Below are 10,923 nucleotides of genomic sequence, written 5' to 3' on the forward strand. Positions count from 1 at the left end.
TCAGCCGCTCTCGCCGAGAGTGAGCTGGCGATGGTGGAAGTCGAAGTGCTGGGTGGGATACCGGTAGAGGTCCGCGAGGGTCATAAAGTCCTTGAAGAACGGGTCCCACCGGACCGGGTAGTGCATGCCCCGCGCCAGGTCACGCTCGGACTCCTTCGCGAGCTGCCGCTCCAGCGAGCCGGTGATCCGGTCAAACGCGATGCCCATCCTTCGTGGCCCGACGGCCCTTACCGCCCCGCACGGCCCGAGGTAGTTGATCGCGTCGAAGGGGTGCGTCCCCGCGTTCAGGGCTCTGGCGAAGCCCTTGCTCGCGCTCCTGGGCAGTCGGCTGAAGACGCGTGCGAGGCCCAGCAGGACCCGGGTGATGAGGTAGCCGAAGAGCATGTGCCACAGCAGTTGCCTATTGGTCCAGCGGGTGCCGCTGGACGGGCGGGCGAGGTTGGCCGGCGGCGTGTCATCCAGCAGCGCGTGGAAGGTCCGGCGGGCCCTGGCGTAGTCGTCGAGGACGGCCTGCCGGTCCAACACTGAACGATCGCCCATCATCACTCCGCTCCTGTTCGGAGCCCGGGTTCCCCCCGGGGTCCTAGATGATTCCCAGGCCCGTAGATGATTCCCAGGCCCGGATGCGCCGTTGAACCCGATGCTCTCGTTCAGTCCTCGGCGAGCAGCGGTCCGAAGGTCTGCGTTGCGATGGCGACGGCCTCGGAGGGACTGCTGATGCGGCCGGGGATGTCGGGGTGGCGGCGCGCCCACGTCTCGGCCGTTGAGCGGTCGGCGAAGAAGTTCAGGGCGTCGCAGCACACGTCGGCTGCCGGGCCTTGTCTCGGTCGTCGGCCAATGAAGACGACCGCACCATCGGGCTCCCACCGTGCCGTGCCGCTGGCGAAGGAGACAGTGACCGGGTGACCGCTGACCGGGTCGGAGGAGGTGACCCGGATGTCCTGGTCGAGCATCGCGGCGATGCCGAGGGCGTCGATTGCGCACATCGACCACGCTTCCACCCCGTTGCCGAGCTTGACCCGGTGAGGCGTCTCAACCGCGGAGAAGGGGTACGCGGCTCGCATCCTGCCTTCGGTGTCGAGGGCGAGGAAGTCCTCGGCGTCCAGCTCGGCAAGGACATCAGCAGCTGGGCGGCCCGCATTGGCTGCCACCGCTTCGAGATCGGATGTACTCGGTGCGGAACCGGTCGCGACGAAGTGCCGCAACACTGCCTGGTGGACGGCACGCAGCCCTCGCTCGGCAGGAGCCCGGCGGCCACGTCCCGCCCGCCCGATCGGATCAAGGACATCGTCCTCGCAGCACTCCTCCGCCCCCGCGAGCGCCTTCCGCAGCGCCTCGACGCTGGGTGCCCCGCCCGTGGGGCCCTCCTCGTCCCGGTACAGGCGGCAGGAGACACTGGCCGGCGCACCAGGCACCGCGAACGGGTCGGCACCGTTGACGAGGACGGTCGGCGAACCGGTCATCCCTCACCGCGCGGCCTCCGCCTCGTCTCGTACCTCGACCAGTTCCACCTCCGCCTCGCGGCCGTCCAGCGTGGCGTTGATCCGCTCCCGTGCGACGGGGGCGTTGGGGCAGTCCGGCACGGTCAGCACAGTGATCCTCGTGACCCTCATGGGGCGACCGTAGACCTTCCAGTGCGATGGAAGGTCAAGACGTACCCTGGCGGCATGAGAATCGGAGAGCTCGCCACGCAGGCGGGGCTGTCGACCAAGACGATCCGCTTCTACGAACAGGCGGGCCTGCTGCCCGCGCCCCCACGCACCTCCGGCGGCTACCGCGACTACCCGGAGCAGGCCGCCACCCGGCTCTCCTTCGTCCGCGACGCCCAGGCCGCCGGGCTCACTCTCGCTGAGATCCGCTCGGTCCTCGCCCTGCGCGACAGCGGCCAGGCCCCCTGCGCCCAGGTCAGCACACTGATCGACCAGCACTTGGCCGACATCGAGCACCGCGTGACCGAGCTGCGCGAGGCACGCGCCGCGCTGCGCGAACTGGCCTGCCGGGCCGCCGTGACCGACCCGGACACGTGCACGGACGGCGACATCTGCACCATCCTCACGCGCTCCGTTGGCTCACACAGGGCAAAGTAGGTCGGCGATCTGGCGGGCTGCCTCGCGGGCGGGGCGGCCGGCACCGATGAGGGTGGCCGAGGCTGGGCCGGTCCAGTCGCCGTAGCCGAGAAGATGAAGGCGGGGTTCGCCGAGTGCCCGTGTCCCCGCCGTCGGGATGTGGCCGCGGGGGCCCCGCAAGCCGAGCGGCGCCAGATGGGACAGGGCCGGGCGGAAGCCGGTGCACCAGACGATCGCGTCGGCCTCCGCGGTCGTACCGTCGGCCCACTCGACACCCCCGGGCGTCAGACGCGCGAACATCGGCTGCGCCTTCAGCAGTCCCGCGTCGCGCGCTTCGCGTACGGGCGGTACGGCGACGATGTCGCCCAGCGAGGCGACGCCTCCCGTATCCGTGCGGCCCGCGTCGAGGGCGCGGCGGCGGGCGGTGGCGTGGTCGAAGAGGACACGGCCGTCGATGTCGTCGGCGAGGTAGCGGGGCTCGCGCAGGGTGACCCAGGTGAGATCGGTGTCGTACGCGAGGTCGGCGGCGATCTGGGCGCCGGAGTTCCCGCCGCCCACCACCACGACCCGCTGCCCAGCGAGGTCGGCTGGGCGTCGGTACTCGACGGTGTGGAGTTGGGTGCCCTTGAACTCTGTACGCCCGGGCACTGCGGGGACGAAGGGGCGCCACCAGGTGCCGGTCGCGCTGATCACCGTACGAGTCCGCCACGTGCCAGCGTCCGCCTCGACGCGAAGGAACTCCCCGTCCCGGTGAACCCCCCCGACGCGGACGGGCCGGAGGACGGGGAGGTCGTACCGCTGCTCGTAGTCGGTGAGGTACGAGACGACATGGGCGGCGTCCGGGTACGTCTCCCCGGGCTGCGGTGGCATGAGCCGGCCTGGCAGGGAGGAGTACGCGGCTGGCGAGAAGAGGTGGAGGGAGTCCCATGTGTGCTGCCAGGCGCCGCCCGAGGTGGGCTGGGCGTCGAGGATGACGAAGTCGAGGCCGAGGCCGAGGCGGCGCAGGTGGTAGCCGGCGGCGAGCCCGGCCTGGCCGCCGCCGATCACCACCACGTCTGCGACCTGCGTCATTCGGTGGTCGTCTTGCCGCGCATGAAGATGACCGCGACCAGCGCCAGGCCCACGACGGCGCCGATCAGCTGCATGCCGATGAACGCCGGAACGGAGGCGGGGGAGATGCCCGCGAAGGTGTCGGTGAAGGCGCGGCCGATGGTCACCGCCGGGTTGGCGAAGGAGGTGGAGGAGGTGAACCAGTAGGCGGCGCCTATGTACGAGGCGACCGCGACGGGTGCGAAGCGGAGGCGGTCGGTACGGGCCAGGCCGAAGATCAGCAGGATCAGGCCAGCCGTCGCCACGACCTCGCCGAGGAGCAGGTTTCCGGCCGAGCGGTCGTGTGTGGACCACTTCACCAGCGGCTCGCCGAACATCGCGTCCGCCAGCATCGCACCCGCGATCGCACCGACGATCTGGGACGGGACGTAGACGGCGAGCTCGCGCACGTTCACGCCCGCGCCGCCGCGGCGGGCGGTCCACCACTCGGCCAGGGTGACGGCCGGGTTGAAGTGGGCACCGGAGACCGGCCCGAGGAGGGCGATCAGGACACCGAGGCCGAAGACGGTGGCGGTGGAGTTGGCGAGCAGCTGCAGCGCGACGTCGTCGGTGAGCTGGGTGGCCTGGATGCCAGAGCCGACGACGATCGCCACCAGGGCGGCGGTGCCGACGAGCTCGGCGGCGGCGCGGGCGACCAGCGGGGTGCGGGGCGGGGTGGCGCCGGGCGCGGGCTGGGGCGACGTGTCGGCGGCTATGGCGTCGCTCGTGGCGGGCTCGGTGACGGTCACGGGCAGGGTCTCCTCGGGCAGGTGAGGCGAGAGGCTACGGGCAGGCTCTCTTGGTGTCGGCGTTGGCGCGCGCGGTCTCGGCGAGGGCGCCGAACTGCCCGGCCAGGGCTTCGATGACGTCAGGCTTGAGCCGGTAGTAGGTGAACCGGCCGCAGGGTTCGGTCTCGACGACCCCGGCCTCGCGCAGCACTCTCAGGTGGTTGGAGAGGTTGGTCTGCTTGGCGCCGGTCTCCTCGACGAGGTGGGTGGTGCAGAGCGTCTCGCGGGCGAGCAGGGTCACGATCTGGAGGCGCAGGGGGTCACTCAGAACCCGGATCAGATCAGTATCGACTGACGTCATCATGGGCTGATACTCTCACATCACCCGGAGCTGATACCAGCCTGGGCTGACCTCTTTGAACCCGGGGGGTTCTCGCCATGACCGCGTCCTCGTACCCGGTCCTTCCCGACGAACGTCTCGCGGCCGGTGTCGCCCGTCTCGCCGTGCGGCACCAGGGCCGATTTTCGGTGGAGACAGTACAGCGGCTGATCGCCGACTCATACGAGCAGCTGGCCGCGAATGCGCACGTGCGCACGCACTTGGTGGTGATGGCGGAGCGGTTCGCCGCCGAGCGCCTGGACGCGTTGGCACATGTCGAGAGTCCGACCGTCGGCGGCCGACCGCGGGTGCTGTTCGTGTGCAGCCACAACGCCGGCCGCTCGCAGATGGCGGCAGCCCTGCTCGCGCACCGGGCCGGGGACGACGTGATCGTCTCCTCCGCCGGCACTCACCCTTCCGGCGCCGTCGACCCTCACGTGGTCCAGGCGCTCACCGAGGCGGGCGTCGCGCTCGATGAGGTCTATCCCAAGCCGCTGACCGACGAGGTCGTCCAGGCCGCTGACATCGTGATCACCATGGGCTGCGGCGATGCCTGCCCCGTGATGCCCGGCCACCGCTACCTGGACTGGCCTGTCCCGGACCCCGACGGCGCCCCGATCGGGGTCGTGCGTTCCATCCGCGATGGCATCGACGCCCGGATCACCGCCCTGCTGGACGCCCTGTCCGGAACCTGAGTCTTTCCGCCCCCGCACCACGCTCCATCCCTCCCTAAGGAAGAACTGATGACCGCTCCGCTCGCCTCCGTGCTCTTCGTCTGCGTCCACAACGCCGGTCGCTCGCAGATGGCCGCCGGGTTCCTGAACCATCTCGCCGGCGACCGGATCGAGGTCCGCTCCGCTGGCTCCATCCCGGGTGACCAGGTCAACCCGGCCGCGGTCGAGGCGATGAAGGAGGTCGGCGTCGACATCTCCGACCAGAAGCCGAAGGTCCTGACGACCGAGGCCGTCCAAGCGTCGGACTACGTCATCACCATGGGCTGTGGCGACGCCTGCCCGATCTTCCCCGGCAAGAAGTACCTCGACTGGGACCTGGAGGACCCGGCCGGCCAGGGCGTGGAGGCCGTCCGCCCGATCCGCGACGAGATCGAGGGCCTCATCGAGGGCCTCATCGCCGAGATCGACGCGAAGCAGGAGGCGTGAGCCCTTTGACCGACCCGACCACCGTCACAGTCGACGACGTCCGCAACGTCACGTCATAGGCTCCGGCCCCGCCGGATACACCGCCGCCCGCTACACCGTCCGCGCCCAGCTCAAGCCCCTGCTCCTGGGAAGCACGATCTTCGTCGGCGGCTCGCTGACGACCACTACCGAGGTCGAGAACTTTCCCGGCCTCCCAAACGGCATCGACGGCACCGAGCTCATGGACAACATGTGGGCCCAGGCCGAGAAGTTGCCATGCACGTCGAGAAGTTGCCATGCACGTCGATGACGGTGAATTCGAGGCGGAGGTATCGGTCGGTATAACCGGAGGTGGAGGTTAGCCAGTCTTCTCGTCCACCGGCCATCGGCCAGCCCGGCGAGCCCGTGCTCGGCAAGACGCCACGGAGCACGACCTCGCCCGCGCCCGGACCAGGCAAGGACTGTACTCGGTGTGGGATGCAGCTGAGGGGGCACCGAGGTGGACTGGCCCCGGCGCTGGGTCGCGTTGTTGGCCGCTGGTTCCGTCGCCGGCGCGGGGTAACAAGATCAGCAAGCGAAACTGTGCGACCACACCGCCCCTGAGGACGCCGTTCGACTAGTCGTGGCCTTCCACTAACCGAAAGCTCGCTAACTGGTCGATCACGGAACTGCGGCCAGAGCCCTGAACTTCCTCACCCGGTGCTCAGGGATGGAACAGACTTGCTCACTGAAGCTCCCATAAGGGCAGTCCGGAGTAATCGTCAAGACCTGTGGACCGGGCAGTTAGAAGAAGCCGATCGTGTCCTTGAGAAGACGAAGGGCTTTTGCGCGGTATGTGGCGCTGTCGCGCCAGATCTTCTCTGCCTGCACGCTGGTGATCGTGACGCCCGCCCTCCCGGCCGAGTTCATCGCGGGCGCCAGGTGTCCGCAGGCGATGAGTGCGCCGATGCGAAATAGAGCGATGCCCAGTTGGCGGGCGGCCTCGGGCTGGGACAGCCAGACATCGTCTGCCAGCTGGGGAACCCGCAGGAGCTTTGGGTAGCGGCGCTCGTCTTTCGGAGTCATCAGGCGGCCCCCGCTTCGGAGTGTTCGACGAGGTGACCGTTCTTGAAGCGGGCGCCGTTGCGGACGAGGGCAACAAGGTGAGGTGCGGTGATCGCGCGCCAGCGGGTCTGGGCGGACTCGACGAGCTTGAACACCATCGCCAGGGCCGCGACCGGGCTGCCGGCCCCGCGGGTGACCTTGGTCCGCAGCTTCACGGTGCTGAAAGTGCTCTCGATGGGGTTTGTCGTGCGCAGGTGCACCCAGTGTTCGGCGGGGAAGTCGTAGAACGCGAGGAGCTCGTCGGTCTCGTCGGTGACCTTCTTGGCCGCTTTCGGCCATTTGACGCCGTAAGCGCGCTCGAAGCCCTTGACCGCCTTCTCGGCGTGGTCGCGGTCCTCGGCGTTGTAGATTTCTTGCAGGGCCTTCTTCGCGCCGGGCTGGGCCGACTTCGGTAGCGCGTTCATGACATTGCGGACTTTATGAACCCAGCGCCTCTGGTGTCTGGCCTGTGGAAATACCTCCGCCAGGGCCCGCCATAGGCCCATCGCGCCATCCCCGACCACGAGTTCGGGATCGCGCATGCCGCGTCGGCGGCAGTCGCGCAGCAGGTCCGCCCACGACTCGGTCGATTCACGCAGCCCCTCGGCCAGCGCGATGAGTTCCTTGCGGCCGTCGGGGCGCACGCCCATCAGGACCAGGACGCAGGACTGGGCCTGGCCGAGGCGGACCTTGGGGTGGACGCCGTCGGCCCACACGTAGGCGTAGTTGGAATCCGACAGGTCGCGGGCCTGGAAGGCCGTGTGGTCCTCGGCCCACTGCTTCGTCAGTCGGGTCACCGTCGCCGGCGAGAGGCCGGTCGAGGATCCCAGGAACTGCTCCATCGCGGGCACGAAATCCCCGGAGGACAGTCCGTGAAGGTAGAGCAGGGGCAGGACCTCACTGACCTTCGGAGACTTCCGGCACCACGGCGCAAGGATCTTCGACGAGAACCGCTTGCGCTCTCCAGTCTCCACGTCAACACGCTTGTCATTCACGCGAGGCGCCTTCACCGCGACCGACCCGGCGGCGGTGGTCACCTTCCGTTCGCGATGATGACCGTTGCGGACCACCAGACGGCGACCGGCCTCATCCCGGTCACCGGACAACTCGGCTATGTACTGGTTGACTTCGGCCTCCAGGGCCGCGGCGAGCATCCGCCGCGCACCCTCACGGACGATGTCGTCCATTAGGGATCCGGTCTCGGTGGTTCCCTCTTCGTTGACTACGCTGAGCACGGGCGTGCCTTCCCGACCCGCGGCGCAACGCGGGTCTACTCGGTGACCATCAATCGATCGCTCGGGAAGGTACGCCCTCCGCGTTCCGCGAGGCACCCCTCCCGAGGCCGATCCACAGGTCTTGAGCATTGCTCGGCAGTTCCGCACACTGGAGCACTAGCGATCTGCACAGGCACCGAAGTCGAGCCAACCGAGCTTGAGTTCGGGCCAGTCCGCCACCCCGTAGAAATCGGTCTCCTCATGGCTCACAGAGACTCCGCCGCCGTACTGCCGACCGATATAGCGGGAAACGGCGCCATCCCCGCCTGACTGGAAGACCTGGAGCTCGGCGCGGCCGTCGTGATTGGTGTCGGTGGCCCGCACCCCGTACACGAACGTCGAGTGCTTCATGCGGATGGTGCCCGTCCGGTCACTGCTCAGGTCGCGGGCGAGAGGCCCGTAGTGCACCTCATGCACCACCATGTTGTGCTGCGGAGTGTCGCCCTCGTCGCGCTGACTGTAGAAGAGGGCCAGATCGAGGTACCCGTCGCCGTCGAAGTCGCCGAGGGTTCCCCGTGTCTCCATGTGCTCCTCATGTGTGCCTCGCAGCTTCTGCCAAAACCCGCGGGCATCTCCAACGCTGACAGTGGTGCGGTGATCGTCTCTCTGGAAGACCACTGAATTGGTGCCGTCGCCGTGTTGGTCGTGGATCTCGTCCAGTTGTCCGTCCGCGTCTACGTCGGCGCGCAGGGTTTTGCTGTCGACGGCACATATGGCCATGGGCGCATGGTCGCCTGGTTTGGGTCCGGTGCCCAACAGAAGCCATATGCCTCCGGCGATCACGACGAGACTAGTTCCGGTAGCCGTGGCGAGCCGCCGCCGACGTGTGCGCTGTCGCGGCAGCGACGAGAACACGCCCCCAGACGTGGATTGCTTCGGAGTAGCAGAGAAAAACATGCCAGAACTTTAAGACCGACCGGCAAATGGCTACGTCGCTCGTTGGCTGACGGTCCCGGAAACGAGACAGGCACGGGCCCTGCGTGATCATGGAGTTCTCGACGCTCAGTGATCACACGGAGGACCCGTGCCTGCAGTGCCATCTTGCCTGCTCGAACCCCTGTGGGACCAGTTCGCTGCTCTCCTGCCGGTGCGGGAGGGGTTCTCGGCGAGCCATCCGCTCGGGTGTCACCGCCGCCGGGTGTCGGACCGTGTCGTGTTCGAGCACGTCGTGCTGGCTCTGGTCCACGGTTCGGGGTACGAGCGGATCGCGAGTCCCGGGTGCTCCGACCGCACCATCCGACGACGCGTCAAACGGGGCTTCCCCCAAGGCCGGGTAGTTAACGTTTTCGCAGGTCACGCAAGGGAGTTGAAGGATTCCCGACGCAGAGCAACGGAGCTCGTTGGTACAGGCAGTCGACCAAGACAGCTTGTCCCGAAGGAGCTCCGTTGCCCCGTCATTGTGTACTGCCGCCTGCGCTGACGGCCATCACCCATACGGTCACCGTGGCCGCGGGCCGGTTTGCTCCCGGGCATCTGGGGGAGCTGACCGCCGTCGTGCCGTTCGAGCTCGTGGACGCGGTCCTTGCAGAGACGAGGGCGGTGCAGCGGCGGCTGCGTGATCTTCCATCTCGGGTGGGGGTCTACTTCCTGCTGGCGATGTGCCTGTTCCCTGAGGTCGGCTATCGCCTCGTCTGGGACAAGCTGACCGCTGGTCTGTCCGGGATGCCGGTGGCCTGTCCGTCGGCGAAGGCGTTGCGTGACCTGCGGCGGCGGATCGGCAGCGCGCCGGTGCGGGCGTTGTTCGAGGTGCTGGCCGGGCTGCTGGCCCAGCCAGGGACGCCAGGAGTGCGTTTCGGCCCGTACCGGACGGTGTCGTTCGACGGCTGCAGTTCGCTGAGAGTCCCTGATTCCGAACGGAACCGGGCCTGGCTGGGCCGGACTTCACATCATGGCTATCCGACGCTGGAGTTGATGACGCTGATCGAGACCGGCACCCGGGCCCTGGTCGGCGCAGTGTTCGGCCCCACCGCCGAGGGCGAGACGAGCTACGCAGGCCGGCTGCTGCATCTGCTGCGGCCGGACATGCTGGTGCTGTGGGACAAGGGATTCGACAGTAACGCCTTCCTCGCGGCGGTCACCGACACCAGCGCCCAGGTCCTTGGCCGGCTCCGCAGCAACCGCCGCACCCCGGTCCTCACCCGCCTCGCCGACGGGTCCTACCTTTCGGTGATCGGCACCGTGAAAGTGCGGATCATCGACGCAAAAATCGCCGTGACCTGCGCGGACGGCACGTCCTTCACCGGGTCCTACCGACTGGTCACGACCTTGACCGACGCCCGCCGCTACCCCGCCACCGCGCTGGTGGGCCTCTATCACCAGCGGTGGGAACACGAATCCGCGTACTACGCGCTCCGCCACACGATCATGAACGGGCACAACCTGCGCTCGGGCGACCCGGCAGGCATCGAGCAGGAGATGTGGTCCCTGCTCACGCTCTACCAGGCCCTACGCACCGTGATGGTCGACGCCGCCGAGTCCCTCCCCGGCACCGACCCGGACCGCTGCTGTTTCAGCATCGCGCTCCACACCGCCCGCGACCAGGTGATCCAGGCCACCGGCATCGTCACCGCGGACAGCGATCGGGACACTCTCCTCGGGACGATCGGCCGCCGGATCCTGACCGGCCTGCTCCCGCCCCGGCGCCAACGGGTCAGCACCCGCAAGGTCAAATCACCGATGTCCCGCTACAGCGAGCGCCACGCCGACGGCCGGCCCGATACCAGCCGCACCGTAACCCGCCTCGACGTCACCGTCCTCGAACCCGTGGAGCAGTCACCCACACCGCCCACGGCATCCCGGGACGACCGGCATGCTGCCCCTGCCGCGCGACGCCGACACCGCATCCTGGACCTGCTCCAGAAGGACCCCACACGTCTCTGGCAACCCCGCGAAATCGCCGCCCACTTCGGCGATATCACCCTGGAGACCATGTACAGACAACTGAACCGCTGGGCCGCCAGCGGCCTCATCCACAAGCTCGGCCCCGGACTCTACGCCGCAACACCGTGGTCCCCAGCCCCACTTGCGTGACCTGCGAAAACGTTAACTACCCGGCCTTGGGGGAGGCCCCAACAGTGGGCTGAGCTGGGGATAGCACAACGAGTACATGCCTTGGCGCTGGAAGCGTACGACCGCATGATCGGCCTGGGTCTGGCCGAGATGTCG

Annotated in this window: 13 protein-coding genes and 3 pseudogenes; 7 read left to right on the forward strand and 9 right to left on the reverse strand. The window is 68.3% G+C overall.

The window, feature by feature from the left end; translation table 11 throughout:
• From ACWCP8_RS37690 to ACWCP8_RS37700, 3 genes are all read right to left on the reverse strand, one after another.
• On the reverse strand, positions 1–540 hold the full coding sequence (locus tag ACWCP8_RS37690; protein ID WP_451120902.1) for a DinB family protein: 540 nt from the start codon (positions 538–540) through the stop codon (positions 1–3).
• A gap of 110 nt (positions 541–650) precedes the next feature.
• Positions 651–1,463: an alkylmercury lyase family protein gene (locus ACWCP8_RS37695; RefSeq protein WP_451120904.1), complete on the reverse strand. Its 813-nt coding sequence runs from the start codon at positions 1,461–1,463 to the stop codon at positions 651–653.
• A 3-nt stretch (positions 1,464–1,466) separates the two neighbouring features.
• Complete coding sequence (locus tag ACWCP8_RS37700; RefSeq protein WP_451120906.1) at positions 1,467–1,613, reverse strand: hypothetical protein; 147 nt, start codon at positions 1,611–1,613, stop codon at positions 1,467–1,469.
• Between the two features lie 54 nt (positions 1,614–1,667).
• Between ACWCP8_RS37700 and ACWCP8_RS37705 the strand changes: the two genes are divergently transcribed.
• Positions 1,668–2,087 carry a heavy metal-responsive transcriptional regulator gene (locus ACWCP8_RS37705; protein ID WP_352270275.1) on the forward strand — a complete coding sequence of 140 codons (420 nt, stop codon included), beginning with the start codon at positions 1,668–1,670 and terminating at the stop codon, positions 2,085–2,087.
• Here the strand turns inward: ACWCP8_RS37705 and ACWCP8_RS37710 are convergent.
• Genes ACWCP8_RS37710 through ACWCP8_RS37720 form a run of 3 tightly spaced genes read right to left on the reverse strand, consistent with a single transcriptional unit; the run spans position 2,070 to position 4,247 of the window.
• Complete coding sequence (locus ACWCP8_RS37710; protein WP_451120908.1) at positions 2,070–3,137, reverse strand: ArsO family NAD(P)H-dependent flavin-containing monooxygenase; 1,068 nt, start codon at positions 3,135–3,137, stop codon at positions 2,070–2,072. The genes ACWCP8_RS37705 and ACWCP8_RS37710 overlap by 18 nt on opposite strands.
• Positions 3,134–3,904 (reverse strand): aquaporin, encoded by a 771-nt coding sequence (locus ACWCP8_RS37715; protein ID WP_451120910.1) that lies wholly within the window; start codon positions 3,902–3,904, stop codon positions 3,134–3,136. The genes ACWCP8_RS37710 and ACWCP8_RS37715 overlap by 4 nt, the downstream gene beginning before the upstream one ends.
• Before the next feature lie 34 nt (positions 3,905–3,938).
• Complete coding sequence (locus ACWCP8_RS37720; RefSeq protein ID WP_451120912.1) at positions 3,939–4,247, reverse strand: ArsR/SmtB family transcription factor; 309 nt, start codon at positions 4,245–4,247, stop codon at positions 3,939–3,941.
• A 74-nt stretch (positions 4,248–4,321) separates the two neighbouring features.
• Between ACWCP8_RS37720 and ACWCP8_RS37725 the strand changes: the two genes are divergently transcribed.
• The 3 genes and pseudogenes from ACWCP8_RS37725 to ACWCP8_RS37735 form a co-directional block, all read left to right on the forward strand.
• Complete coding sequence (locus tag ACWCP8_RS37725) at positions 4,322–4,957, forward strand: arsenate-mycothiol transferase ArsC (protein ID WP_352270268.1); 636 nt, start codon at positions 4,322–4,324, stop codon at positions 4,955–4,957.
• 45 nt (positions 4,958–5,002) lie between these two features.
• Positions 5,003–5,422 (forward strand): arsenate reductase ArsC, encoded by a 420-nt coding sequence (locus ACWCP8_RS37730; protein WP_451120920.1) that lies wholly within the window; start codon positions 5,003–5,005, stop codon positions 5,420–5,422.
• A 5-nt stretch (positions 5,423–5,427) separates the two neighbouring features.
• Positions 5,428–5,672 (forward strand): annotated as a pseudogene (locus tag ACWCP8_RS37735) (NAD(P)/FAD-dependent oxidoreductase); the annotation flags it as partial.
• Positions 5,673–6,184: 512 nt separating this feature from the next.
• Here ACWCP8_RS37735 and ACWCP8_RS37740 read toward each other — a convergent pair.
• The 3 genes from ACWCP8_RS37740 to ACWCP8_RS37750 all read right to left on the reverse strand — a co-directional run bounded on the left by ACWCP8_RS37740 (position 6,185) and on the right by ACWCP8_RS37750 (position 8,613).
• Positions 6,185–6,466, reverse strand: coding sequence for a DNA-binding protein (locus tag ACWCP8_RS37740; protein ID WP_451120914.1), 282 nt, complete (start codon positions 6,464–6,466; stop codon positions 6,185–6,187).
• Positions 6,466–7,719 carry an IS256 family transposase gene (locus tag ACWCP8_RS37745; protein WP_451120916.1) on the reverse strand — a complete coding sequence of 418 codons (1,254 nt, stop codon included), beginning with the start codon at positions 7,717–7,719 and terminating at the stop codon, positions 6,466–6,468. The genes ACWCP8_RS37740 and ACWCP8_RS37745 overlap by 1 nt, the downstream gene beginning before the upstream one ends.
• A gap of 156 nt (positions 7,720–7,875) precedes the next feature.
• Positions 7,876–8,613, reverse strand: a complete 738-nt coding sequence (locus tag ACWCP8_RS37750; protein WP_451120918.1) for a hypothetical protein — start codon at positions 8,611–8,613, stop codon at positions 7,876–7,878.
• 169 nt (positions 8,614–8,782) lie between these two features.
• Between ACWCP8_RS37750 and ACWCP8_RS37755 the strand changes: the two are divergent.
• From ACWCP8_RS37755 to ACWCP8_RS37765, 3 genes and pseudogenes are all read left to right on the forward strand, one after another.
• A pseudogene (locus tag ACWCP8_RS37755) lies at positions 8,783–9,013 on the forward strand (IS5/IS1182 family transposase); the annotation flags it as partial.
• 131 nt (positions 9,014–9,144) lie between these two features.
• Positions 9,145–10,788, forward strand: a complete 1,644-nt coding sequence (locus tag ACWCP8_RS37760) for an IS4 family transposase (protein WP_352272756.1) — start codon at positions 9,145–9,147, stop codon at positions 10,786–10,788.
• 33 nt (positions 10,789–10,821) lie between these two features.
• Positions 10,822–10,923: pseudogene (locus tag ACWCP8_RS37765) on the forward strand (IS5/IS1182 family transposase); the annotation flags it as partial.

The sequence above is a fragment of the Streptomyces sp. NPDC002206 genome, from assembly GCF_053593595.1.

Bases quoted from the DNA above. Each gene is read 5' to 3' on its own strand.
- ACWCP8_RS37690 (WP_451120902.1), bottom strand. From the start codon at position 540: ATGGGCGATCGTTCAGTGTTGGACCGGCAGGCCGTCCTCGACGACTAC.
- ACWCP8_RS37695 (WP_451120904.1), bottom strand. From the start codon at position 1,463: ATGACCGGTTCGCCGACCGTCCTCGTCAACGGTGCCGACCCGTTCGCG.
- ACWCP8_RS37700 (WP_451120906.1), bottom strand. From the start codon at position 1,613: ATGAGGGTCACGAGGATCACTGTGCTGACCGTGCCGGACTGCCCCAAC.
- ACWCP8_RS37705 (WP_352270275.1), top strand. From the start codon at position 1,668: ATGAGAATCGGAGAGCTCGCCACGCAGGCGGGGCTGTCGACCAAGACG.
- ACWCP8_RS37710 (WP_451120908.1), bottom strand. From the start codon at position 3,137: ATGACGCAGGTCGCAGACGTGGTGGTGATCGGCGGCGGCCAGGCCGGG.
- ACWCP8_RS37720 (WP_451120912.1), bottom strand. From the start codon at position 4,247: ATGATGACGTCAGTCGATACTGATCTGATCCGGGTTCTGAGTGACCCC.
- ACWCP8_RS37725 (WP_352270268.1), top strand. From the start codon at position 4,322: ATGACCGCGTCCTCGTACCCGGTCCTTCCCGACGAACGTCTCGCGGCC.
- ACWCP8_RS37740 (WP_451120914.1), bottom strand. From the start codon at position 6,466: ATGACTCCGAAAGACGAGCGCCGCTACCCAAAGCTCCTGCGGGTTCCC.